Below are 22,884 nucleotides of genomic sequence, written 5' to 3'. Positions count from 1 at the left end.
CCACCCCCTCATCAGGTCTGCTCGGGCGCCTTGGGCGCGGCCGCGGTCCGCTTGCTGGCGCCGCGACCGCGGGCGGGCTTGGGCTTGTCGTCGCTGTCGTCGCTGTCGTCGCCGAGGACACCGCGGAGCCGGTGCTGCTCGTCGCGCTGCCGCAGCTCGTTCGCCGCGCCCAGGGCGCGGCCGCGGGCCTCGGCGAGCGCGACCCGGGCGCGCGGGTCCTCCGGGTCACCGGCGGACGCCCCGGAGGCCTCGTCGGCGTCCAGCGCGGTCCGGATGACCCGGGCGGCCACCGCGGCGTCACCGGCGCGACCGTCCTGCCCCTGCTCGGCCAGGTCCGCGGACTCCGCTTCCAGGCGGTCGGCGTCGTCGGCCAGCTCGCCGCGCAGCCGCTCGATTGCGGCCTCGATGTCGGGGACGGAGCCCTTGCGCTGCTCGCGCCGGGGCCCGTTGGTGGCGGTCTGGAGCTCGGCGCGTAGGCCGGCCAGCTCCGCGATGCGGTCGTGCATGTGTCCTCCCGGACGGTTGGGGCCCGGCCCGCCGCACCCTCGAACGGCGGGCCGGGAGCAGGCGGCCGGTCAGAAGCCGGTCGGGGCGACCAGGCCGGTGCCGGAGATCACGGAGATCGTCTCCGGGCGCCGGTCGGGCATGAACGCGGCGTAGTTGTAGACCTGGAGGCGGACCTGGAGGGTGCCGGACAGCACCTCGGCGAGGACGCGCGAGCGCATCGAGCCCTCCCACAGGAAGACGTCGGACGTGCGGAGGGTGACCACGCGGTCCTCGTTGGTGCCGGCGCCGAGGTTGGCCGGGATGTTGCCGTCGGCCAGCAGCGGGAAGTTCAGCACCCTGCCCACCGGGCCCTCGACGTCGCCGCCGGTCTGGAGCGCCAGCGGGTTGAAGGGCGCGTTGGTCTCCGGGAGGATGAACGGCCGGTTCTGGGCGTCCAGCTGGGACGCCATCCAGAACCACCGCGCCGGCGTGAGGAACACCGCCGACGGCATCATCTTCCGCTTGGTCGCGGACTGAGACAGCGCCTGCATCATCGGCGCGTACATCTCCGGCAGCGTCGGCGTGGAGTCCGTCCACGTCACGGAGTTGATCCCGGAGACGTTCAGCAGGCCCTTGAGCTGCCCGTTCGACCCGGTGCCGTTCCAGCACTGGATGTCCAGCTTCTGGTTGTAGTCGGCGATCAGGTCGGTGAAGACGATCTCGTCGAAGCCCACGGGGCTCTGGTCGAGCAGCTGGAGCGCGATGTCCTGCTGCCCGGCCAGGGTCCGCACCGGCGCCGTGACGTAGGTGTCCGTCAGGTCCTGGGAGGTGACCGCGCCGGCGTCCGCGGTCTGCACACCGACCGCCGTGCCGGTGGCGACCTTCGGGACGTTGATGCTGTCCGTGCCGGACGGCAGCGCGAGTGGCCGTACCGCGTTGGCCAGGGTGCGGCCGAAGCGCGGCAGGTCGACGTAGTCGTCGACCAGCCACAGCGGCGGCACGAAGTAGCCGCCCTGCCCGTCGGTGCGGTTGGGGTTGACACGCTTCTCGAAGATGGTCTCCCGGCCGCCGCTGGAGCGCCGCAGGTCGCGGTCCAGGGACGTGCGGTCGCGCTCGGCCGCCGCGTCGCGGGCCTTGGCCCGCTTGACCATCTCGACGTCCATCTCAGCCGCGTGGCGCTGGAGCCGGGCCGCCGCGGAAGCCACGCCACCGTCGGCGTCGCCGCGGTTGAGCTGCACGCGCGCCAGGTCGAGGAAGTAGGAGTGGCCGTTGCCGTTCTGGTAGGTCAGCGGCTCGCTGCGGACCTCGATCTCGGGCTTGAGGTCGTAGCGCTTGCGGGTCGCCTCGGCGGCCTCGTCGGCGCGGATCTGCTCGTCCAGCTCGGCGACCCGGGCGTCGATCTCCTTGATCTCGCCCTCGCCGGCGGTGAAGCGCGAGCGCTCGTCCTCGGTGAGCTTGGTGCGGTTGTCCTTCTGGACGGCCTCCAGGATCGCGTCCAGCGCGGTGCGCTGCTGGGCACGCTTCTCCTGGAGGCTCTTGATCATTTCCCGTGGGTCCACGGGGGCCTCCTTCATGGGGATGGGGATGGGCGTGCCTGACGTGCTCGGGTGGTGGCCCGGGTGGTGCCCCGTGCGGGGTCCGGCGCGGGCTCCGGCGCAAGGCCGGCCAGGCGAGAGGGTGGGTCAGCGGTACCAGCCCAGACGCTCGAACAGCAGCGTCAGGGCGTACACGGCGGCGCCTCCGACCGCCCAGAAGGCGACCGAGGCGATGATGCGGTTCACAGGCCCAGCACGGTGGCGCGGGCCCGGAAGAAGTCGAGGTCTTCGTCGACCTCGACCAGCTCGGGAGCGGGGGTGAATTCGGCGGCCAGGCGGTCGAAGACCTCGCGCCGCTGCTCCGCACTGAGTCGATCCAGTTGGCTGGCGACCTCGCGCGCGTTGAGCTGCGCGCCGGCCGTCGCCGGGTTGGCCCCGTAGTTGACGATGCTGACGTCGCCTTTGTGGAGGGAGACCTCCAGGATGTCCCGCTGGTCGAAGTCGGGGCTCCACTGCTGGCGGGTGATCCAGAAGCCGAAGCTCATCTCGTCGACGTCGCCGCGGTCCATCGCGGATCGCAGGGCGGCCACGTGCGGGCTCGCCGGGTCGAGGCGGGCCTCGACGTGCAGGCCGGTGGTGTCCTCGTCGAGCTGCATGGTGCCCGACTTGGTGCGGGCGAGCGTGAGGCCGCCGTGGTTGACCAGGAAGGGCACGTCGGCGCCCTCGTTGAGGGTCTTGGCGAAGGCGCCCTGGCGGACGACCTCGGTGAAGTCTCCAAGCCAGTCGGACATCTCGTAGCCGGTCTCGGTCACGCACGCGTACCCGGTGAACGTCAGCTCGCTGCCGCCGGTGGCCGCGGCGCGCAGCTCCACGTCCCGGAACGGGACGGCCCGGCGCTGCAGGGTGGTGGGCCGCTCGGCGCGGATGGACAGATCAGACATGAGCAGGCCCCTCCGGATCCCCCTCCGGCGCCTTGCCGGTGTTGGTGTGCGCGCTGTTCAGCGGCGCATGGATGTCGTCGCCGCCATCGACCGGCGGTCTGTTCTCCTCGGCGCGCAGCTCGTTGATGGTCAGGACGTTCGCGGTACGGGCCTGCACCGCGGCGGACATCCGGCCGGCGGTGTCGGTGCGGGACAGCTTGCGGGTGTCGCAGACGGCGACCTGGCCGCGCGGCAGCATCCCGGTCCAGGCGTCCTCGAACATCCCCAGCCAGTCGCCCATGGTGTACGCCAGGAAGGACAGGGCCTGCTGCTCGATGCCGGTGCCCCACGACGTGGTGCGGTCGACCTGGCCGAGCATGTGCGGCGGGATCCCGTACAGCATCGCCATGTCGATGTTCGCCGCGGCGCGGGTGCCGAGGAACTGCGCGTCCTCCGGCGCTACCGTGATCGATTTCCAGGTGGCGCCGCCGGACAGGATGCCAGCAGCGTGGGCGTTCTTCAGACCCGTGTGGGACGCCTCCCACGCCTCCTTCATCTGCCGGGCCTGCTCGCGGTTCATGTCCTCCTTGACCTCGATCACGCCGGACAGGTGGGCGCCGTCGCCGAAGAAGCGGGCGCCGAACTCCTCCGCGGCGAGACCGAGGCCGATGGCCTGCCGGGCGTAGGCGACCGGTGACATGCCCGTGGCGGCGCCGGGCATCGACAGGCCCATCAGGTGCACCATGTCGGCCGTGTCGACCTTGACCCGGTTGACCTCGTACTCGCGGGCGCCGCTGTCGTCGACATCGACCCGGACGGTGTCGGGGTGGCAGACCGCCAGGCGCGACGGCCGGAACAGGTAGTCCCGAGCGGTCACCACCCCGTACCCGTCACCTCGCAGCGCCGCCGAGACGGCCATCTGCTTGATGCCGTCCCGTCGGGTCAACCAACTCGCCGAAGACGCCCCGCCGAACGGGTCCACCACGATCGTGGGCTGCCGCTCGACCGGCACCAGGATCTGGCCCTGCTGCTGCATGGCCCGGATCGGCAGCGACGCCAGGGTGTTGGAGATGATCCGCACGCACGCCTGGAGCGCAATCAGCTTCATGGCCTGCTGGTCGTTGACCGGCACGCCGGCCGCGGTCATGTGCGCGAGCGACCCGTTCGTCGGGATCGACGAGTCGCCGAACTGCTGCACCGCGTTGGCACCGCGCGCGGCCCGCCGGAGGATGCTCACCGGTCCATCACCCACCCGACCAGCAGCAGCATGCCGCCGAGCACGATCAGGCCCGCCGGGGGCCACAGCCACCACGCCGCGGCGTCCAGACACCCCAGCCCGGCCACGTCGACCAGGTCCGACAGCACCCGGCGCGATCCCGGCCGACGGAGGCGAGAGAAGATCCCCACGGCGCACCTCCTACAGGTCGGCCCAGCTCCAGAACTGCGGGGTGGGCGGGCGTTCGGGCGGCGTGCAAGCGCGGTCCAGGGCGATGATCGAAGCGACTGCGAGGTCGATCTTCCGCGGGCTGCCCTTGGTCTCCTTGAAGATCATGAAGCCCTTCGCGGTGTTGCGGACCACGGCGTTCGCCATGTGCCGGGCCAGCCGCGGGTCACCGGAGTGCGTCAGGCCGCGGTTCATCACGGCCTCGAAGAGTCGCTGGGTGGCCGGCACCATCCGCTGCGGCGACTGGGGGTACTCAACGACCGGCAGGCCCTCGTCCTCCAGCACCTGGTACGTGCGCGCCCACCGCGCCGGGTCGCACACGATCTCCCGCACCTGCCACTTCTTGCAGGCTGCGCGGATCGCGTCCTCCACCTCGGCGATCGGCACTGCCCAGTCCGGGGGCGCCTTCGCCGGGCGCTCCCAGGCCTGGACGACATCGAGGTGCGGCAGGCGCAGCCCGGCGTTCAGCTCGGCGGCCAGGCGCGCGCGCTCGTCCTCGTCGAGGTCGGCGTGCTCGGGCGCGGCCGGGTCGAAGACCAGCTCCTCGCCGGGCCGGGCCACGACCAGCGCGGTGCTGTCGTTGTTGAAGGACCCGTCGAAGCCGAGGCACACCTCGGCGCCGTCCGGGATGACCTGGTCGGCGTCCTCACACCGCTCCCACACCCCGTCCGGCAGCCACACCTTGGCCTGATTGACCCAGATGTTCAGGCGCTTCGTCTTGAAGTCCGGCTCGCTGATCTTCCGGGTGACCGCGGCCATCTTCTCCGGGTCGAGGAAATCGCCGTAGGCGGGGTTCGCCTGCTCCCACACCGCGCGGTCCAGGTAGTTGAAGCCCCGGACGCGGTCGTTGGTCTCGTAGATCCGCGCGCCGTACCGCGGGTCGTCGACCTCGCCCTTCATGACCTGCTTGGCGTACTGGTACTGCTGGTAGCAGACGGTGTCCTCGCCATCGGTCTGCGTCCGCTTCCCGAACGTGCTGATGGCGATGATGAGCGGCTGGGCCCTGGTGTCGCTGCCCTGGTTCATCACGTTCCACAGCTCGTCGTTGGGCTGCGCGTGCAGCTCGTCGAACAGCACCCGCGACGGGTTCAGGCCCTCCTTGGTGAACGCGTCGGACGACAGCGCCCGGTACACCGCACCCGTCGCCGGGTACTCGATCGCGTCGCGGTAGACCTTGAGCAGGCCGCCCTTCTTCGCGTCCAGCTCCGGCGACATCTCCACCGCGGCGCGGACCTCGCCGAAAATGAGCTTCGCCTGATCCTTATCGGCCGCGCAGGAGTAGACCTCGGCGCCGGGCTCATCGAGGATCCCGTCGATCGCCAGGCCGGCCCCCAGCAGACTCTTGCTGTTCTTGCGGGGCACCAGCAGCAGGTACGTCCAATACTGCCGCTGCTGGGTACCGGGGATCAGCCGCAGAATGTCGCAGATGAGGTCCGCCTGCCACATCCGCAGCCGCACCAGCTGACCGCGCTGCACGCCCTTGGTCAGCCGCAGGTACGACTCGATCAGCTCGCATGCGAAGATGCCGTCGGTGTTGTCCTCGGTCCAGTGCGAGGCCTCTGGGGTCCACAGCTGCGGCCCGCGCGGCAGCACCTTCGGGAACCGCGGCGGCACCGCCGCCCTACGCGCCACCGGTACGCTCCGCCCGGCGCTTGAGCAGCGCCTCCAGCGCGGTCTCCTTCTTCACCTCCGCCACGCCCAGCCGGGCCCGGTCGGTCGGCGTCAGCCCCAGCTGCGAGAGCAGCTTGGCCAGCTCCGTCTCCAGCGTGGAGAGCATCCCGACCAGCGGGTTGGCGTAGGCGTAGCCCTTGTCGGTGTAGAGCACCGGGTCGGCCGCCTCCAGGCGGGCCATGAAGTCCTGGCGGCGGTCGAACTTCTCGCACAGCATCACCAGGGTCGGCCGGTCGGACTCCGCCAGCCACTTGCACTGGTCGGTGACCAGGTCCCAGACCGCCTTCCCGGCCGGGCCGAGCTGGGCGGGCGCGTCGTCGGCGACCGGCGGCAGCGCGACCACGTTGGAGGTGTCCGGGAGCGCGCGCTTCCCGGGGTTGCCGGTCCGTCGCTTACGTTCCGTAGGCGTAGGCGGGCGACCTGCGGTCAAGATCGTCACCCCCTCAGACCCCCCGGGGTCAAATTTCGCGGTCGTGTGTGGGGGCTGGGGGGCCGGGTCCCTGGATGATCATGATCCGAAGATCGACCCACCCCCCGGTGGCCGTGGCACACTGCGACATTCGTCACGCAGTGTCACTTGATGAGGGCCGTGGTCAGCACCGCGATGGTGAGCTGCATGGCCTGGTCCTCGGTGAAACCGGCACGCACGTAGGCCTCGTACATCTCGTGCGTCTGCGCTGCGCCTTCAGCCAGCGCGCTCATGGGGTCGGCAGGCATCTCGGGCATGAGGGTGTCCTTCACCTGGTCATCTGTGTGCGTGCTTGCGGCTGTTGCAGGGACGGCAGAGCACGGCCACGTTGGACGGCTCGTTCGTGCCGCCGTGCGCGAGCGGTGTGACGTGGTCCGCGGTCAGGTCAGTGGCGTGGTGGGGCTGGACTCCCCAGCCTGGGCACCAGTCGCCGTACTCCTGCCGCCACCGGTCGATGGCGGCGGCTGCCACCTTCCGCCACTCGCTGTCGTACCCGCGCTGTGTGGCGCTGCCTCGCTGCTGGTCTCGGCGCTGCTGCCACGCGGCCTGGTGCTCGTCGCACCTGCTGGCGTTGCGGGTGAGCACACTGCAATCGAGGCAGGGTCGGGGTCGGCGGGGGGCGGGCATCGTCGTCCACCCCCTTGCCGTGAGATCGAGGAAGGCCAGGATCAGACCTGCTCGGGCCAGTGCCAGGTCTCGCCGTCGCTGCGCTCCCCGTCGTACTTCACAGCGCCGTCGAGGAGCTGGCCGTTCGGGGTGAACACGGTCAAGTCGACGTAGGCGTCCGGCGCGCCCGGTTCGATGACGTTGGTGACGATGGCTGCTTGGCACGGGCCAGGACGGAAGGTCCCATCTCCGTATTCGACGAGGGGGCCCACGTAGTGGACGATGCGGCCGACGCTGGGCTGCGGCATGGTCAGTCCTCCGGGTAGTTGGGCCCGCGCAGCGAGGCGGGGATCGCGGGAGGCTCGTGCTGGGTCAGCGGAACCGGGCGTGCGAGGCGGTGTACGAGCGAGGGGTGCACGCCGATGGGCGCCTGCTCGACCCAGGCCTCGAAGTCGGCGGCGGTGAGTTCCACGGGATGACTCCCTCCGGAAATGCCGCAGGCCCCGGACCGTGGTGGTCTCGGGGCCTGCGGTGAGCGTCTGTGCCCGGACATGCCGGACGTGGGGTCAGTGTTACAGCGGCTCAGAGTGATCGTCAAGCGGCTGCCCGACGCTGGGCGTAGGCGGTGACGTCCTCCAGTGCGACGAGGGTTCGGCCGGTGTGGTCGTGGCCGTGGGCGGCGAGCTTGCCGCGGTGGAGGAGAACGCGGATCGTGCCAGGCCGGATGCCGGTGGCGACCGCGGCGGCGTAGGTGTCGACGAGGGTCAGCGCGGGGGCGGCGGTGCTCATGGCCCCATGATGCCGCGGTTGCCCGCCGGGGTGTGCCCGGCGGGCCCACAGCTACGGGTGGCTGGTGCCGAGTTCCTCCGCCCAGAGGCGGTGGTACTCCTCTTCCACGGCGCCGAGGTCGGGGCCGATGACGGTGAGCCAGCGGTCGCCGCCGTCGCGGGTGGTCCAGTAGTGGCGGAGGTCGGTGGTCTCCACTCCGTCGGGGCTTTCGGTGAGGCCGGTGCGGAAGGTCGGCTGTCGGCGCTGGTGTGGTGTGCCGCCGCCGGTGAGGGTGGCGTAGGTGGCGCTCATGGTCGGATTGTCCTCTCGGGCTAGTCGGTGTGTCCGCACATCGGCCGGGACCACCACCCGCACGTGGCGCAGTAGACGTAGCCGAGGATATGGGCGATACGGCGGATCATCGGCGGGCCTCCTGGCGGATCGCGGGGCCGTGTCGGACGAGCAGGCCCCCCTCTCCGTACTCTTCGGTCGTGGGCTTGTTGGTGTTGTTGTTGGGGTGTTGACCTGCGTCAACAACGCCAACAGGGGTCGCCGAGCGGGCCGGGGGAGATGGCGGGATGTCGTCGCGGTGGATGCCGGTGGTGACGGCGGGGGTGGCGCCGGGGACGCGGACGCCGGGGCGGACGCGGATGCCGGCGGCGTCGCACAGGGCGGTGACGGCGGGGCCGGACCAGTCGGTGCCGGGGAGTTCGAGTGCGAGCTGGCGGCGCACGGTGACGAGGTGGACGTTGCCGCCGTCGGCGAGGTCGCGCACCAGCTCGGTGAAGGCGTCGGCGTCGAGCAGCTGCTCGTGGTCCGACTCGCTGTCGTCCTCGGTGGGCTCGTCGTCCTCGTCGTCCTGGTCCTCGTCGTCCGGCTCGGGCTCGGGGGCTCCGGCGACGAGGACGGACAGGACGGCGAGCGCGCCGGCGCTCCCCCAGGCGATCGGGCCCAGTTCGTAGGCCACTCCCCCGACGACCCATGCGGCGATGCCGCCGCCGAGGGCGCGGCCGAGCGCGGTACGGGTGCGGTGCTCGTCGACATCGGCGGCGCCGAGCCAGGCCGCGGCGGAGCGGGCGAGCTGGTCGATGCCGCGGGCGATGCGGGTTTCGGCGGGGCTGAGGTCGGTGTCGGTCATCAGGCCATCGCCTTGGTGAACACGACGCCGAGCGCGTCGACTCCGGAGCCGAGCGGGACGGCGGCGGCGCCGGCCATGGTCCCGGAGAGGGCCAGGCAGATGCCGCAGAGGATGCCGAGTGCGATCTTCCAGTTGCGGACCTTCGGCGCCCAGCGCCACAGGGCGACGAGGGCGACGGTGAGGAGCAGGACGACGACGTGGCCGCCGGGGTCGAGGACCAACTGGCGGACGCGGGTGACGTCCATGGTGGTGCCGCCGACGCCGTAGTGGAGGGCGCCGTCTCCGAGTCCGTTGGCGCCCCACAGGGCGATGCCTGCGCTGCCGCCGAGGAGTCCGCCGCCGGAGAGGATGAGGAGCATGCCGTAGGCGATGGACAGGGCGAACGGTACGAGGTGGGCGGCCTTGTGTTTCTCCTGGAAGTACCAGCGGATGAGGACGCCGACGAGGATGGCGGAGCCGACGGTGACGCCGCCCAGGCTGACGTATTGCGTGGTCATGGGTGTCCTTCAGAGCGCGAAGAGGATCGCCACGTATCCGCCCGCGGCGACGACCAGTGCGGCCGTGGCGAGCACGGGCGTGAGGGCGTGCCGGTCGACGGCGAGCAGCCCGAGGGCGGCTCCGGCCATGAGGGCGAGGAAGAAGCCCAGGCACAGCGCGGTGCGCATGGTGGTCTCCGGGGTGGTGTGGCGGGGTGACGCTCGCGGTCTGCTCGCCGGGTCTGCACGTGGTGCTCGCCGGGTCTGCTCGCGGTCTGCGGGCTGCTCGGGCAGCCTCGGCCGACGCCGCGCCGGTGGGGGCGGCGGCGACCGGGGCGGTCCGTCAGCGGGCGGCGGTGCCGTCTTCCTCGCGGGACATCAGGTCGCCCCAGGCCCGCCGTACACGCTCCTCGGACCCGACGTACCCGGCGTCACGAAAGGCCGTGACGGCGGCGCGGTACGAGCGGGGCGGGTCCTCCTGGTACCGCAGCCATCGCAGCACTACGACGAGCTGCTCGGCGGCGAGCTGGTCGCCGGGGGCGGGCGTGGGCACGCCCGCGACCACGGCCAGTTCGGCGAGGTCGGCGGCGGGCGGCTCGGGGCTGGTGGCCTGCGTGACGTCGCCCGGCACGGGCGTGACGGCCTCGTCCTCGACGGCCTGCTCGATGTCCAGCTCGGGCCCGGCGGGGAGGGCGGGCGGCACGGGGGCCGTCACGGCGTCACGCTCGACCGTGCCGGGTGTGACGGCGGGCGCGAACATCTGGCTGAGCGCGGCGTCCGCGCCCTCGACCAGCCGGGCGCGCTGGACGGCGAGCAGCTGCTCGCCGAGCTGGGCGTCATCGCGGCCGACCTGTCCGGCGAGGCGCCAGGCCCGGAGCTGGGCGACCCACCGGGCGGCGGTGAGCGGGTGCCGGGCGGCGCGCGCCTGCTGGTAGGCGAGGGCGCGGACGGCGGCGGCGGCGCGGCGCTCGGCCTCCGCGTCGACACCGCTGGTGCGGACGACGATCCGCCGGGCGAGCAGCCCGACGCCCTCGGCGGCCGCGACCATGGCGAGCGGTGTGGCGGCGTAGACGACGGTGGTGCGCGTGCCGTGGGCGGCGACGGCGCCGAGGGCGGAGCCGACGGCGGGCAGCATCCAGAGGCCGGCGCGGACGGTGCGGGGGGCGCCCTGGCCCAGCATCACCAGCCCGACGTAGGCGAGGGCGAGGATCAGCGTCGCGCCCTCACCCGCGGCGACAGCGCCGAGGGCGGTGGGGCCGCTGTACAGGCTGGTCAAGTTCGAGTAGGTGCCGCGGGCGCCGGCGGCGCCGATGGCGAGCATGCCGAGCATCGCCGCGCCGAGGACGCAGCCCTGCGGGAGGGTGAGGCGGCGGCCGGTCACAGTGCACCCCTCGCGCAGATGGGGCAGCGGTGGTCGGCGATCTCGTTGTCGTGGCAGCGGTCGACGCAGGCCCGGCAGTACGGGGTGTCGCGGTGGCGGGCGTGGCCGTCGAACCGGGTGTCGGCCGGGTCGAACGGGCGACGGCAAGCGGCGCAGGCGGTGCCGGCTGGTGCCTCCGGGTCCTCGCGCACCTCGAACTCGACGGGGTGGGCGGCGGTGTTGTCCCGGATGGTCTGAGTCAGGGCGGTGAGGTGGGTCTGGAGGTTGCCGGGGTCGAGGTCGACGGCCAGCTGTGCGGCGATACGCACGGCGGTGGCGCGGTCGGCGATCAGCTCCTCGCGGCGGTGGCGCCGCTCCACCATCTCGGCGAAGTCGGCGACGCGGGCGGGGCGCGGGACGGTGAGGGCGTCACGGACCGCGGCGAGGAAGGCCAGGACGTCGCTGGACAACGTGGACTCGCCCGCGGTGCGGGTGTCCTTCGCGGCGGCGTCGGTGGTCGGGGCGGGCTGGCAGCCGCGGGAGCAGATGAGCTTGCCGTTCCCGGCGATAGGGTCCGGGAGCAGGGGGCCGGTGGTGCTGCCGCAGAGGTGGCACCCGGCGGGGTGGGGCTCGACGGCCGGCGGGCCGGAGCGCGTGGGAAGATCCATGGAGCCGGTCTCCTGTTGGTAGCAGGTGGTCGGTCAGGCCCGCGGTTGGTGTTGGTAGCACCGTCCGTGGGCCGTTCTGTTGGGCCGTAGCCCCGGTGTCATGACACCTACCGTAGCCCTGGTGTCATGACACCGCAAGCACTACGCTCAACCCATGCCGAACGTAGAGAAGACGCCGCGCAAGACGGTCCGGGTCGATAAGGACCTGTGGGACCGCGCGGGGCGCGCGGTCGGCGAGCGTGGTCGAGGCGAGGCGATCCGCGACTTCCTGCGGTGGCTCACGCACGAGACAGACACGCTGCCGGCCCGCCCCCCGAAACCGAAGGGCTGAGCGCCCGCTGCGCGACCCGCAGCGCGGCCCAGATGCCGGGCGGGTACGTGGCCCCGCACCAGGCGCAGCGCAGCACCTGCACGCCCGCGGGCAGCAGCAGCTCGGCTCCGCACGGCTGGCCGCCTACGAGCTGCGGGCAACGGCCCATCCGCGCAGGGAGATCGGCCGCGCCGGTGACGGACCGCGCGCCGTCGTACAGGTCGCGCACCTCGCGCGCGCAGTCTCCGGCGGCCGGCCACTGCGCCGCGATCCACGGCACGGCGGCCCCCAGAGCGGCGCTGGCGGCCCGGACGCGGTCGCCAAGGTCGTCCCTGACCCGGCGGCGGACGGGGGACACCTGCCAGTCGGCGGCGAGGGCCCGCGCCCACCCCTCCAACAGCACGAACTCGCCGCGCGCGTTCACGACGTCCACGCGCACGGGCAGCGGCGCCTCGGTCGCGGTCGCCGACCGGCCGCCGCCGTCCGCTGACTGCGCCGGGGCGAGCATGTCGCCGAGCGCGGCGTACAGCCCGGGGAGTTGCTCCAGGCGCTCGGTGAGGTCGGCCGCGCAGCGGCGGCACAGGTAGTCGGTACCGGCCGGGCGGTCGCACAGTTCGCAGGTGGTCGGCATGGGGGTTCCTCCGGGTGGTGCTCCCGGGGCGGCGGGCGCGAGGCCGGCGCCGCCCCGGGGCGATCTGGGTGGGTCAGGGCTGGCGGTCGGCGGCGTCGATGAGGCTGAGCGCGTGGAGCAGCAGGCCGCGAGCGAGGGCCCGTTCGCGGGCGGTGCCGGGGGCGCGCTCGTCGACCACGACCTCGTCGCCGGTGGTGGTGCGGTAGGTGAGCGTCGGGGCGGTGCTCACCTCCGGCTCGGCGGGCCCGCGGAGCGGGAGGCCGAACCCCATCACTCGCCGTCCGTAGCGGTGGCCCAGTCGTCGAGCAGGTCGGCGGCACGCAGGACGCCATCGGCGGTGTGGCGGCCAGCGTCGGCGTAGACGGCGGCGTGCTCCCGGCGAAGGCGCTCGGCCGCCCGCCGGAGGTGCGCGGGGGCCTGCATGCCGGTGACGCAGCTGCGCAGGGTCCGCAGCTCGGTGCCGGTCAGCGTCTTGCCGCGGTCGAGCCGGTCGAGGATGAACGAGATGGTGACCGCCGGGTCCGGCGCAGTGCGCGGCTGCGCGTCTTCGGCCTGGCGGGCGTTGTACGCCTTCGTCCGGCCCTGGTGGACGTTGTTCCGACGGACGCGGGTGCCGGAGTGCGAGGTGCACAGAGCGCCCGGAGCCGAGCCGCAGTCCGGGCAGGCCACGACGAGCGCGGGCAGGGCGTAGGAGTCGGTGGTGTCGGTGGTGGTGTGCCCGAGCGCGGCGGCGATGTCGGCGGGCTGCGGGGTGAGGGGCTGCTCGGTCATGGGTGGTCGTCTCCTTCGGTCAGGCATGGGCGGTGGTGCCGAGCAGCGCGGCGTCGGCCGCTGCTCCTTGGGTGAACAGGCCGACGCCGAGCGGGCGGTTCGCCCACAGGACTTCGGTGCGACGCTTGGCCGAGCGGGCGTTGCCGGTCATGGTGGCCAGTTCGAAGCGGTGCCAGTTGGCGTACAGCGAGGCGTACAGCGGGCTGTCGTAGCCGGAGAGGACCACGGCCGCGCGGCAGTCAGCGAGGGCGGCGGCCAGCTCACGGTGTTCGCCCTCGGTGCGCATCTCGACGCCGTACCGGGAGTTCGAGTCGGTACGGGTGGCGCCGAGGTACGGCGGGTCCACGTACAGCAGCACGTCGGCAGCCGCCCCGTACTTCCCGATGACCGTGAGCGCGGGCAGGCACTCCAGGGAGACATCGCGCAGGCGCTCGGCGGCTGGCAGCAGGCGCTCGCGGTAGGCCTCCAGGTAGCCGGGCATGCCGATGCTGGAACCGGAGGTGGTGGCGTAGTGGCGCCAGCCGGTGCGGCGCATCATGCCGCCGCGGCCCTGCGACAGCCGTACCCACACGCGGCGGGCCCGCTCGACCTCGTCGGCGGTGGGCTCCCACGCGGCGGCGAGTTCGGCGCGGGCGTGCGGTGTCAGCTCGCAGGCGCGCACCATGTCTTCCGGCCGCTCGCGCAGGACGCGCCAGAAACACATCAGGTCGCCGTCGAGGTCATTGACGGTCTCCATGCGGCTCGGGGCCTTGGCCAGGAGCACGGCGAGGCTGCCGCAGTAGGGCTCGACGTAGTGCCCGTGCTCGGGGAGCAGGTCGACGATCTGGTCGGCGATGCGTGCCTTGCTGCCGAAATATGGCGCGGGAGGCTTCACGATCTCCGTCTCCTTCGTGGTGAGATGGGGTCGCGGCCGGGCCTGGTACGAACAGGCCCGGCCGATCACGTAGTGGTCTGGGCGGAGCAGCGACCGGCGTGGACGGCGCGGACATGCTCGACGAACGAGGCGACCGGGCGGGGCCCGGTGACGGGGCCCTCGGTGGTGCCGCAGCGGTGGCAGTCGTAGCGGGCTGCCGGGCTATCGCCGAAGACGACGTGGAGCAGGCCCGTGATCTGCTGCGGTCGGCTGGTCATGCGGCACCTACCAGGGCCGTGTCGAGCCGGGCCGACGCGCGGTGGACGTCTTGGAGGTCGGAGACGTCGCCCGCAGTGGCGCCGGGCGGGACCGGGATACGGTGGAAGCGGCAGAACTTCACCTGCCGCTCGGTCGGGCGCCCGGAGCGCCAGTTGGCGGCGCGCGCGAGCAGCGCCGAGCTGACGACGCGCCGGGCGTGCTCCTCCATCCAATGCATGGCGTCCGTGAGGTCGAATGCCTGGTCGCGCTGGGGGGCGATGTGGCGGCCGTCCGACCACTTCCGCAGCCTGTATCCGCCCGCGGTGTGGTCGGGGATGAGGTACAGCAGTAGCTCGCCGGCCGGGATGAACCACGTGCCGCGGTAGGTGCGCAGCCACCGGATCCGCGAGCCGCCGAAGACGTCGATGTCCTCGACGCGCAGGACGGGGAGCACGGTCGGGGTGACGGCACGGGCCATCTCGGCGGCGGCGCGCAGTGACTGCCCCTCGCGCACCTCCGCCACGGCGTCGCTCGACAGGTCGACGAGCGACGCGAGCTTGTGGCGGGTACTCGCGCCGACCACGTCGAGGATCAGCGCGTCCGTCTTGCCGGTCTCGGGGCTCAGGCGCAGTGCGCGGCCAGCCATCTGCACGTAGAGGCTGGCGGACTTGGTCGGGCGGGCGATCACGGCGCAGCTGGTGTGCGGCGCGTCGAAGCCCTCGGTAAGCACCATGCAGTTGGCCACCGCTTGGAGGTCGCCCGCGGCGTACCGGGCGAGGACGGCCCGGCGGTCCTCGCGAGGCATCTCGCCCCACACCACACCGGTCGGGATGCCGGCGCCGGTCATCACCTCGGCCATCACCTGGGCGCTGCTGACGGTGGGCGTGAAGATGACGCCGGGCCGGTCGGCGGCGTGCTCGCGGTACGCCTGGGCGACCACGGCCGCGGCGTTGGAGGCCTCCAAGGCCTGGCCGAGCTGCCCGTCCTGGAGGTCGCCGCCGCGGCTCTTCACGTTGTCCAGGTCGAGGCCGTCGACCACGACGCGCTTCCCGCGGACGTCGACCAGGTGTCCGGCCTCGATGAGGTCGAGGATGTCGAGCTGGTAGACGACGTCGGTCCACACGTCGCCGAGGCCACCGTCGCCGCGGGTGAGGGTCGCGGTGAACCCTGCGGTCGGTACGTCGCGCCAGGCGCCGAAGTGCCTGAGGACGTCGAGGTAGGTCTGGGCGGCGGCGTGGTGGCACTCGTCCACGACGATCAGGCCGACATCGCGCAGGGCCTCGCGCCGCTTCGGCACGGCGAGGGTCTGAACGCTGGCCACGACGACGTCGGCGTAGGTCTCGTCCCGCTCCGCCTTGACGATGCCGACGGTGCGGTCCGGGACGACCGCCCGGATCTTCTCGGCGGCCTGGTGCAGCAGCTCCTCGCGGTGGGCGATGACGAGCGCGCGGCCGGGCAGCTGCCCGGCGCGGTCGCGGGCGGCGATGAGGCCGGCGAAGGTCACGGTCTTGCCCGCCCCGGTGGGCAGCACGACCGCGAGCCGGTTACGGCCCTCGGCCCATGCGCTCTCCAGGGCGCTGATGGTGTCGGCCTGGTACGGCCGGAGTTGGAAGGTCACGGTCACCTCGGATCGGGGGTGAGGGGTGGGGCGGTACGCGCTGCGTACCGGCTGCGTACCGGCTGCGTACCGGGGCGAAATGGCCGTTGACCTGCTGTTCTCTCTCTCAAGGAGGTGAGTGGTACGCAGGTACGCAGGAAGACAGGGGCGTACATGTGCGCGCACACGCCCACGCACGCGCACACGCGGGCGGGCGCACGCACATGCCCGAGGGGTGCCATTTCCAGGCCCGCGCGTACCGCCCCCGTGTGGGGCGTCAGGGAGTGCCTGACCTGGGGCGATGAACGGGCCCGGGTGGTACGCAGCCGGTGCGTACCACCCCCGCGACGCGCTCACGCGACCTCGTCCTGGTCGCCGAAGCTGATGCCCGCCGGGGTGAAGGCGAGGCACTTGGCCCGGGCGCCGTCGAAGCGCCGGGGGACGAGGTGGGGAGGGCGCTGGCTCTTGAGCGTCTCCAGGTAGCCGGAGTCGACCCAGCTGCCGACCACCGCGTCGAGGGAGTACCCGGCGTCCGCGAGGATCCGGCGCACGCGTTCCGGGAGGAGGGCGACCTTGAGCGTGCCCTTGTCGCTCGACAGCGCGCCCAGCCAGCCGGAGTACGGCGGACGCTGCTCCTGGAGCGCCGCCATCGCGGGCGAGTACAGCTCGTGTGCGTGACCGGCGACGTACTCGCGGAGGACGTCCAGGGCCATCTCGGGCCGGTTGTCGGTGGGGTTGTGGGCGGTGAACAGGCCGCGCCACACGTCGTGGGCCAACGGCGCGTAGGGCAGCAGTCCGATGCCGGACGCCAGGGTCTCGGCCAGGACGAGCGCGGCGACCATGGGCGCCCTGCGGTTGGTCATGTCGCCGCCGCCGCGGAACTCCTCCACCAGCTGGCGGTGGCGCTGCTTGAGCGCGTCCTGTCCCTTGGGCTGGGCGAGGCCGCTGAGGATGTACCGCACGAAGGCAGGTCCGGCGTGGCCGTGGTTGGCGAGCACTCCCTCGCGGGCCGCGGCGGCGACGGGGCCGCCGCCGTCTCCGAAGGGCGCGATGGTGGTGCCGAGGATGCGCGCCGCGGCGCCCTGGCTGGTGGTGAAGCTGAGGGCGGGCCGCTCGCCGGAGGACAGGAGGATCGTCTCCCAGGGCAGCATGTTGCCGAAGGCGCCGCCGCTGCGCGCCTTCCCGTGGTTCATCGGCAGCTGGTACAGCACCTCATCGATGAGGCTGTCGTCTGTGACGGCCATGGTCTCGTCGAAGACCGTCACGATGCCGCGGACGAGGTTCAGCCGCTTCTCGATCGCGTACAGGGTGGTGCGCCAGTTGGACATCGCCGAGGCGTGTTCGGACGGGTCAGCCCAGACGCTGAGCGCGCACTGGAGCGCGGTGGTCTTGCCCTTGGTCGAGCGGCTGGAGATGTCCAGCGTGAACGAGTTGAGGCCGAGCGGTCGCAGCAGCGGCGCGGCGAGCGCGGCCGCGACAGCGACTCGCGGCACCGGGTAGCCGGCCAGCTGCCCGATCGTCTCCTTCCAGGCGTCCAGGCTGCCCTTGGCGGCGTGCGCGCGGGCCGGGCCGCGCTGCTCCTCGAAGGGGACGTCGACCTTGATGCCGTCCTCGGGCGACGACACGAACGTGCCGTCGTCCTGCCAGCCGAGCCACCGGGCCAGCTGCTCGGAAGGGATGCGGGCCACGTTCTCAGCCTCGAACTCCGCCAGCCACTTCTCGACGGCCCGGGCGTCGCCCTCGACGGCCGGGAGCCCGGCGGCGCCGAGGGTCTCGATCAGCTTGCGGCCGCGCTTGGCCGTCTCGCGGCTGACGATGCGCGAGATGCGGCGCGGCCGGCCGAGGCTCTTGTCGATCCAGGACAGCTCGACGTACTGGTCGCCCTCGGGGTCCTCGAACGTAGCGGTGACGGCGAGGGGCGCGAAGGTGACCCGGTTCCAGCTCTCGGCGTTAGTGCTCAGCACCTCGACGCCGCGGCCGGTGACGCGGTACCCGAACGGCGTTCGGACGGAGCGCGGCAGGCCGAACGTGGTGTCGTAGCCGAAGCCCTTGTCGTCGCCCTCGTCGTCGCCCTCGTCGTCGTCCGGCACATCGGGGGCGGCGGCCGGTGCGTCCGGGGACGAACTGGGGGCGGCGTCCGGCGCGGCCGAGGCGGGGCGCGTGCCGACCGAGGACAGGTGACGGCTGCCGTACCCGGCATGAGCCAGGGCCCGGGCGGCGGCCTTGTGGTCCCCCCCGTGCTCAAGCACGGCGAACGCGCCGAACTTCGAGTAGGGCACCTCCGGCTGGAACTCGGATCCCGTGGCAAAGACAAACAGCCGGTCGTGCTCGTCGCGGCCCGTCGTCGCCTTCACGCCGCCGATGCCGTCCGCCCACCCCCAGTACGTCGTGCTCCCGCGGGTCACCAGCGGGCGGAAGGTGCCGCGCAGGATCTCTTCCCAGTTCGCGCGGGCCTCGAAGTCGTCGCCGGGTCGCAGGCTCCCGTCCGGGCGCGGCGGGGCAGGGCGGGGAGCGGTCTTCGCGGTCTCGGCGACGGGGAGCTTGCAGACCATCCGGCAGACGCTGTGGATGGCGTCCAGGACATCCGGGGCGAGCACGGGCACGGTCCCCGGCCCGCCGGCCAGCCGGACGTACGGCTTGCCGGACGGGTGCACGGTGCCGCTGGACGGCTCCACGAGGCCGTAGCCGCCCTCGCCGCGCGTCTCGATGAGGACGCGCACGATCTTCGTATTGGGCCGCTCGGCGACCCGCTGGCGCTCGTCGGCGGTGTACTCGTCCGGGTTCGCCAGGCGCGAGGCGAGCTTGCGGTTCGGCGGGACGGCGGCGCCGCCGGCGAGGCGCACGCGGTAGTGGCGGCCGCCGCTGGGGGACTCGGTTACCCAGCCGGTGAGGATGGCCGACCAGGGCTCGCCGAGGCCTGAGCCCTCCATGATCTCGGTGACCTCGGCGAGCAGGCCCTCGCGAATCGCGAGCCCCTCGAACTCGATCAGCTCGACTCCGCCGGAGACTGCGCCGTAGACGACCGCGATCCCACGCGGCCGGTCACCGGCGAACCAGGTGTCGTGCTGCTCGGGGGTGCTGCGGTCCACCTTGTACGGCATCCACGAGCCGATGGGGGCCTTGCTGCCGTCCGCCTTGATCGGGAGGACGCAGAAGCCCGCATCGTGCAGCTCCGCAGCGGCAGCCCGTAGATCGGGTGCGTCAGTGTTCACGGAAGTCCTTGGGGTTGCGCTGGTGGTGGTCCGTGAAGGCGGGCCCGGCGCCGGGGAAGGGACGCCGGGCCCGCGGGCCTGTCACCCGGGGGCCGTACTGGCGACGTAGATGGCGATGAGGTGGCGAGCGTCGTCGAGGTGGCCGGCGCACACCGGCCAGACGTCGGTCTCGGCCTGATCGCGGTAAAGCCGCAGGACGGTGCTGGCCGGCCGCGCGCAGCCGCCGCAGGCCACGGTGTCGGGAGCAGCTGCCGGGCAGTTGCACCAGCAGCACCTCTCACCCGTGGAGAAGTCCGCAAAGAGGACCGGCTGGCCGTTTGTAGCGAGGTCACGTACGAGCGCCTGGGCTTGGTCGCGTGCGGCGACAAGATCCGCACTCAGCGCGGTCATGCCCGCACCTGCTCGCCCGTGCCAGCCTCGGCGCTGTCGCTCTGCTCAGCGCCGTCCTCGCCGAGCGCGGAGAGGATGTCCGAGCGGTAGACGAGCCGCTTGCGACCGAGCTGATGCGTCGGCACCGGCAGCTGGTTGGCGCGCAACAGCTTGTAGTAGAGGGACGGTTTGATCCCCCACACTGCGCAGATGGTCGACTCGGCGGGGGTGACAGCGGGAAGCGCGCGGATTTCCTCCGGCGTGAGTGTCACGGGCTCCTCGACGGCGGCCGTCATGCCGAGTCCTTGACCGGGTCGGAGGCCTCGGCCTGCCGCTCGACCAACTCTTCGACCGGGACGCCGTAGGCGCGGGCGAAGGCCATGAGCGAACTGACCGAGGGCGTGGCCACCCCCTTACGGAGGCGCCCGACGGCGGTCTGCGACAGGCCGGTGCGCTTGGCGATCGCGTAGCTGGTGTGGTCGCCGCACTCGGCGGCGGCTTGGCGGAGTCGCTCCGCCCGGAGTCGGTACGTGGACATGCAGTCTCCTAGCTCTCGCCGGAGCAACCCGAGGTGCTGCTAGCTCCGGCGAGAGCTACTTAACTACGACTCTTAGTCTCGCGCAAGCGAGTACGCCCCCCCGTGTGTCCGAATCGCACCCCATGCGCCCCTGCTTGCTCTCGCGGGAGCGACTACTCTCGCGCTAGCGTGTAGTCATGACCGACAAGGAGAAGCCCGCCGGCCCCACCCAGGCGGAGCGGTTCGGCCAGTTCGCCATGGCTGCGGCCAGGGAGGCTGGCTACGACGTCGACTCCCCGCGGGGTGGTGGGCGGAAGGCCATCGCGGAGGCGTCCGGCATGGGGCAGACCGCCGTGGGTCGGATGCTCGCTGGGCAGTCCGTTCCTGATCCGAAGTTTTTCCCCGGGCTGGCGACTGCCTTGCGTATCGACCTGAGGACACTGCTGATTCGCTCCGGACTCGCGACGGAGGACATGCTCCCTCTCGAATCCGTCCCGCCGACCAGGCCGCACCTAACCGCAGAAGCTGCCGCGCGCGAGTTGGGAATTCATAGCGAGCGCGGAATTCGACTCTTTGAAAGCCTCGTCGATGGCATCCTCGCGCAGGAACCTAAGGGTGACGAGCGTAGTGGAAGACGCGGTGTTGCCTGATGGGTGAGGGGGCATCAAAAGGGCGGCACATATCTACTGATTTTAGCGAGCGTCGAATGAAGGGACGACTGCATAGGTTTATGTATTACGGATACCCTGGACTCTTCCTTTTGTTTTCTATGTATCTCATTTTTTACGGTAAAGATGGAATACAGAAACTCACCGGGGTCTTGGCGGCGCTAATCAGCCTCATGATGTACCAAATAACAGCCGAACGAATAAAATACTACAAATATCGACGCCTTTACAATCATGAATTGAATCGCCGTGTGGCTACCGATAAGGCATTTAATCAACTCCGCAGTCAATTCGACGCAGAGATAATCCAGTCCCGGGCGGAGTTGCAGGAATCGGAGACCGCGGAGGGACACTCCGGGCGTGAAGAGCCGTCGGACGACTACATGCGCGGCTACGTGCAGGGTCTCGTGCACGGGCGCGATCTGATCCCCACGAAGTCCCCGGCTGAGCAGGAGGATACTGGGGACGGGCGTTCGGGCTGGCGTGCCCGGCGTCACCTGAGATTGGTGAAAAGCAGTCACGAGGCCGAGTAGGGGGGCGCATGGCAAGTTCTCGCCGTGCAGGCGGCGTCACGAAGCGATGCGAGTGCCGAGAGGGCGGCACGCGCACCGGCCGCCGCCTCGGCGACGCCTGCCCTCTGCTGAGCAAGTCCAACCACGGCACCTACGCGCTCGCCCAGGAACTGCCGCGCGACGAGGAAGGGAAGCGCCGGACCTTCCGCCGCACCGGCTACGCCAAGGCGGCGGCGGCGAACAAAGATCTCGCCCGGGTCCAGTCCATCCTCGAACTCGGCGAGGGCGATGAGGCCGACCTTCAGCGCCTGGGTGACTTCCTCGCCGGCCTGATGCGGGAGCGCGCTGACATCCCGGCGCCGGCCGATGTCGCGGCGAAGCTGGGCGTGGGGATCCCGCTCGACGGCCGGATGACCGTGGGCCAGTGGCTGACGAAGTGGCTGGCCAACAAGAAGACCCGCGGGACGACGACCGCGAGCTACCGAAGTCACGTCAGCTACCACCTGATTCCCCGCATCGGCCATATCCGACTCGACCGCCTGGGGGTCGCCCACCTCGACGCCATGTTCGCCGATATCGCCGAGGCCGCCGAGACGATCGCGGCCGAGAACGCAGCCAGGCGCGAACAGGAAGCGCGCTGCCGGTGGGACAAGCCCGGCCGGCCGCCGGCCGCCGCGCGCGAGCAGCTGGCGAAGGAGCGCGCCAAGCTCGCCGAGATGAAGCCGTACCGGAAGGTCACCGGGCTCGGCACGCTGCACGCGATCCGGCGCACGCTGCGCACCGCCTTGAACACCGCGATCGGCCAGAAGCTCATCACCTTCAATGCGGCCGCGCACGTCGAGCTGACGTCCCACCGGCGGCCCCAGGGGCTGCTCTGGACCGCGGCCCGCGTGAAGCGCTGGGAGGAGACAGGCGAGGTGCCGTCGCCGGTGATGGTCTGGACGCCCGCGCAGCTCGGTCGATTTCTTGACGCGGCCGAAGGCGACCGGCTCTACGCCTTCTTCCATCTGATCACCCACCACGGCCTGCGCCGTGGCGAGGCTGTGGGCCAGGATTGGGCGGGGGTCGACTGGGAGGCCGGGACGATCGCCGTGCAGAAGGAGATCGTGGTCGACGGCGGCCGGCCGATCGAGACCGCGCCGAAGACCGCGGGCAGCCAGGACTACGTCAAGGTCGACGCCGAGACCCTGGCCGTCCTCCGCGAGCACCGCGAGTACCAGCTGGCCGAGCGCGACGCCTGGAACGCTCGCGCCGCCGAGCTGCGCGCGAAGGGCGAGAAAGGCGAGGGCTGGGTGGACACAGGGAAGGTCTTCACGGCACCGGACGGCCGCTGGCTCCACCCGGACGTCGTCTCGGCCGCCTTCGTCCGTATCCGGGACGCGGCCGGCCTGCCGCCGGTGACCCTGCGGGACACCCGGCACGGCGCGGCTGGGTTGGTGAAGGCCGGCGGCGGGGATATGGACGACGCGAAGCGGAAGCTGCGGCACTCCACCATCACTCTGACGATCGACACTTACATGCCGCTCTGGGCTGAGTATGACGCCGAGCTGGCGGAGCGTTCCGCGGCGGCCGTCCCGCGCGCCCGCCGACGTGCTCAGCCAGCGTCAGCGCCTGCCGAGTGACGGACTCTGGCGGTACGATGGAG

Annotated in this window: 31 protein-coding genes; 3 read left to right on the top strand and 28 right to left on the bottom strand. The window is 71.8% G+C overall.

The window, feature by feature from the left end:
- Positions 1–11: 11 nt before the first annotated feature.
- From ACH4SE_RS00270 to ACH4SE_RS00135, 28 genes are all read right to left on the bottom strand, one after another.
- Positions 12–506, bottom strand: a complete 495-nt coding sequence (locus ACH4SE_RS00270; protein WP_398540996.1) for a hypothetical protein — start codon at positions 504–506, stop codon at positions 12–14.
- A 69-nt stretch (positions 507–575) separates the two neighbouring features.
- The gene (locus tag ACH4SE_RS00265; RefSeq protein ID WP_398540995.1) at positions 576–2,045 is read right to left on the bottom strand and encodes a phage major capsid protein; all 1,470 of its coding nucleotides are present in this window, start codon (positions 2,043–2,045) and stop codon (positions 576–578) included.
- A 218-nt stretch (positions 2,046–2,263) separates the two neighbouring features.
- The gene (locus ACH4SE_RS00260) at positions 2,264–2,962 is read right to left on the bottom strand and encodes an HK97 family phage prohead protease (RefSeq protein ID WP_398540994.1); all 699 of its coding nucleotides are present in this window, start codon (positions 2,960–2,962) and stop codon (positions 2,264–2,266) included.
- Positions 2,955–4,178, bottom strand: coding sequence for a phage portal protein (locus ACH4SE_RS00255; RefSeq protein ID WP_398540993.1), 1,224 nt, complete (start codon positions 4,176–4,178; stop codon positions 2,955–2,957). Before ACH4SE_RS00255 ends, ACH4SE_RS00260 begins: the two co-directional genes overlap by 8 nt.
- Positions 4,175–4,348, bottom strand: coding sequence for a hypothetical protein (locus tag ACH4SE_RS00250; protein ID WP_398540992.1), 174 nt, complete (start codon positions 4,346–4,348; stop codon positions 4,175–4,177). Before ACH4SE_RS00250 ends, ACH4SE_RS00255 begins: the two co-directional genes overlap by 4 nt.
- A 10-nt stretch (positions 4,349–4,358) precedes the next feature.
- A complete protein-coding gene (locus ACH4SE_RS00245) occupies positions 4,359–6,017 on the bottom strand; it encodes a terminase large subunit domain-containing protein (protein WP_398540991.1) in 1,659 nt (552 codons plus the stop codon).
- Complete coding sequence (locus tag ACH4SE_RS00240; RefSeq protein ID WP_398540990.1) at positions 6,007–6,399, bottom strand: phage terminase small subunit P27 family; 393 nt, start codon at positions 6,397–6,399, stop codon at positions 6,007–6,009. The genes ACH4SE_RS00245 and ACH4SE_RS00240 overlap by 11 nt, the downstream gene beginning before the upstream one ends.
- Before the next feature lie 230 nt (positions 6,400–6,629).
- Positions 6,630–6,782 carry a hypothetical protein gene (locus ACH4SE_RS00235; protein ID WP_398540989.1) on the bottom strand — a complete coding sequence of 51 codons (153 nt, stop codon included), beginning with the start codon at positions 6,780–6,782 and terminating at the stop codon, positions 6,630–6,632.
- 19 nt (positions 6,783–6,801) lie between these two features.
- The gene (locus ACH4SE_RS00230; RefSeq protein WP_398540988.1) at positions 6,802–7,110 is read right to left on the bottom strand and encodes an HNH endonuclease; all 309 of its coding nucleotides are present in this window, start codon (positions 7,108–7,110) and stop codon (positions 6,802–6,804) included.
- A gap of 83 nt (positions 7,111–7,193) precedes the next feature.
- Positions 7,194–7,439, bottom strand: a complete 246-nt coding sequence (locus ACH4SE_RS00225) for a hypothetical protein (protein ID WP_398540987.1) — start codon at positions 7,437–7,439, stop codon at positions 7,194–7,196.
- Between the two features lie 2 nt (positions 7,440–7,441).
- Positions 7,442–7,603: a hypothetical protein gene (locus ACH4SE_RS00220; RefSeq protein ID WP_398540986.1), complete on the bottom strand. Its 162-nt coding sequence runs from the start codon at positions 7,601–7,603 to the stop codon at positions 7,442–7,444.
- A gap of 122 nt (positions 7,604–7,725) precedes the next feature.
- Positions 7,726–7,920, bottom strand: coding sequence for a hypothetical protein (locus ACH4SE_RS00215; RefSeq protein ID WP_398540985.1), 195 nt, complete (start codon positions 7,918–7,920; stop codon positions 7,726–7,728).
- A gap of 51 nt (positions 7,921–7,971) precedes the next feature.
- On the bottom strand, positions 7,972–8,211 hold the full coding sequence (locus ACH4SE_RS00210; RefSeq protein ID WP_398540984.1) for a hypothetical protein: 240 nt from the start codon (positions 8,209–8,211) through the stop codon (positions 7,972–7,974).
- A 106-nt stretch (positions 8,212–8,317) separates the two neighbouring features.
- Complete coding sequence (locus tag ACH4SE_RS00205; RefSeq protein WP_398540983.1) at positions 8,318–9,037, bottom strand: hypothetical protein; 720 nt, start codon at positions 9,035–9,037, stop codon at positions 8,318–8,320.
- Entirely contained in the window at positions 9,037–9,534 is a 498-nt protein-coding gene (locus ACH4SE_RS00200) for a hypothetical protein (RefSeq protein WP_398540982.1), read from the bottom strand. The genes ACH4SE_RS00205 and ACH4SE_RS00200 overlap by 1 nt, the downstream gene beginning before the upstream one ends.
- A 9-nt stretch (positions 9,535–9,543) precedes the next feature.
- Complete coding sequence (locus ACH4SE_RS00195) at positions 9,544–9,702, bottom strand: hypothetical protein (RefSeq protein ID WP_398540981.1); 159 nt, start codon at positions 9,700–9,702, stop codon at positions 9,544–9,546.
- 154 nt (positions 9,703–9,856) lie between these two features.
- Positions 9,857–10,894 carry a hypothetical protein gene (locus ACH4SE_RS00190; RefSeq protein WP_398540980.1) on the bottom strand — a complete coding sequence of 346 codons (1,038 nt, stop codon included), beginning with the start codon at positions 10,892–10,894 and terminating at the stop codon, positions 9,857–9,859.
- Positions 10,891–11,541, bottom strand: a complete 651-nt coding sequence (locus ACH4SE_RS00185; RefSeq protein WP_398540979.1) for a hypothetical protein — start codon at positions 11,539–11,541, stop codon at positions 10,891–10,893. The genes ACH4SE_RS00190 and ACH4SE_RS00185 overlap by 4 nt, the downstream gene beginning before the upstream one ends.
- Positions 11,542–11,819: 278 nt before the next feature.
- Complete coding sequence (locus tag ACH4SE_RS00180) at positions 11,820–12,482, bottom strand: hypothetical protein (RefSeq protein WP_398540978.1); 663 nt, start codon at positions 12,480–12,482, stop codon at positions 11,820–11,822.
- A gap of 73 nt (positions 12,483–12,555) precedes the next feature.
- Entirely contained in the window at positions 12,556–12,753 is a 198-nt protein-coding gene (locus ACH4SE_RS00175; protein ID WP_398540977.1) for a hypothetical protein, read from the bottom strand.
- On the bottom strand, positions 12,753–13,253 hold the full coding sequence (locus ACH4SE_RS00170; RefSeq protein ID WP_398540976.1) for a hypothetical protein: 501 nt from the start codon (positions 13,251–13,253) through the stop codon (positions 12,753–12,755). The genes ACH4SE_RS00175 and ACH4SE_RS00170 overlap by 1 nt, the downstream gene beginning before the upstream one ends.
- Before the next feature lie 19 nt (positions 13,254–13,272).
- Positions 13,273–14,127, bottom strand: a complete 855-nt coding sequence (locus ACH4SE_RS00165) for a DNA adenine methylase (protein ID WP_398540975.1) — start codon at positions 14,125–14,127, stop codon at positions 13,273–13,275.
- Between the two features lie 65 nt (positions 14,128–14,192).
- Positions 14,193–14,384, bottom strand: coding sequence for a hypothetical protein (locus ACH4SE_RS00160; RefSeq protein WP_398540974.1), 192 nt, complete (start codon positions 14,382–14,384; stop codon positions 14,193–14,195).
- Positions 14,381–15,982, bottom strand: a complete 1,602-nt coding sequence (locus tag ACH4SE_RS00155) for a DEAD/DEAH box helicase (protein ID WP_398540973.1) — start codon at positions 15,980–15,982, stop codon at positions 14,381–14,383. Before ACH4SE_RS00155 ends, ACH4SE_RS00160 begins: the two co-directional genes overlap by 4 nt.
- 332 nt (positions 15,983–16,314) lie before the next feature.
- Positions 16,315–19,173, bottom strand: coding sequence for a DUF927 domain-containing protein (locus ACH4SE_RS00150; protein WP_398540972.1), 2,859 nt, complete (start codon positions 19,171–19,173; stop codon positions 16,315–16,317).
- An 81-nt stretch (positions 19,174–19,254) separates the two neighbouring features.
- On the bottom strand, positions 19,255–19,563 hold the full coding sequence (locus ACH4SE_RS00145) for a hypothetical protein (protein WP_398540971.1): 309 nt from the start codon (positions 19,561–19,563) through the stop codon (positions 19,255–19,257).
- Positions 19,560–19,838 carry a hypothetical protein gene (locus tag ACH4SE_RS00140; RefSeq protein WP_398540970.1) on the bottom strand — a complete coding sequence of 93 codons (279 nt, stop codon included), beginning with the start codon at positions 19,836–19,838 and terminating at the stop codon, positions 19,560–19,562. The genes ACH4SE_RS00145 and ACH4SE_RS00140 overlap by 4 nt, the downstream gene beginning before the upstream one ends.
- Positions 19,835–20,080, bottom strand: a complete 246-nt coding sequence (locus tag ACH4SE_RS00135; RefSeq protein ID WP_398540969.1) for a helix-turn-helix domain-containing protein — start codon at positions 20,078–20,080, stop codon at positions 19,835–19,837. Before ACH4SE_RS00135 ends, ACH4SE_RS00140 begins: the two co-directional genes overlap by 4 nt.
- 176 nt (positions 20,081–20,256) lie before the next feature.
- Here ACH4SE_RS00135 and ACH4SE_RS00130 point away from each other — a divergent pair, with 176 nt between their 5' ends.
- From ACH4SE_RS00130 to xerC, 3 genes are read left to right on the top strand one after another with little or no spacing between them, the layout of a single operon-like run.
- The gene (locus ACH4SE_RS00130) at positions 20,257–20,709 is read left to right on the top strand and encodes an XRE family transcriptional regulator (RefSeq protein WP_398540968.1); all 453 of its coding nucleotides are present in this window, start codon (positions 20,257–20,259) and stop codon (positions 20,707–20,709) included.
- 56 nt (positions 20,710–20,765) lie between these two features.
- A complete protein-coding gene (locus tag ACH4SE_RS00125) occupies positions 20,766–21,260 on the top strand; it encodes a hypothetical protein (RefSeq protein WP_398540967.1) in 495 nt (164 codons plus the stop codon).
- A gap of 8 nt (positions 21,261–21,268) precedes the next feature.
- Positions 21,269–22,861 carry a tyrosine recombinase XerC gene (xerC, locus tag ACH4SE_RS00120; protein ID WP_398540966.1) on the top strand — a complete coding sequence of 531 codons (1,593 nt, stop codon included), beginning with the start codon at positions 21,269–21,271 and terminating at the stop codon, positions 22,859–22,861.
- Positions 22,862–22,884: the final 23 nt, after the last annotated feature.

Origin of the sequence: Streptomyces sp. NPDC020983 (assembly GCF_044333485.1) — a bacterium.
GTDB lineage: Bacteria > Actinomycetota > Actinomycetes > Streptomycetales > Streptomycetaceae > Actinacidiphila.
This window is presented reverse-complemented; position numbering and strand designations above follow the sequence as displayed.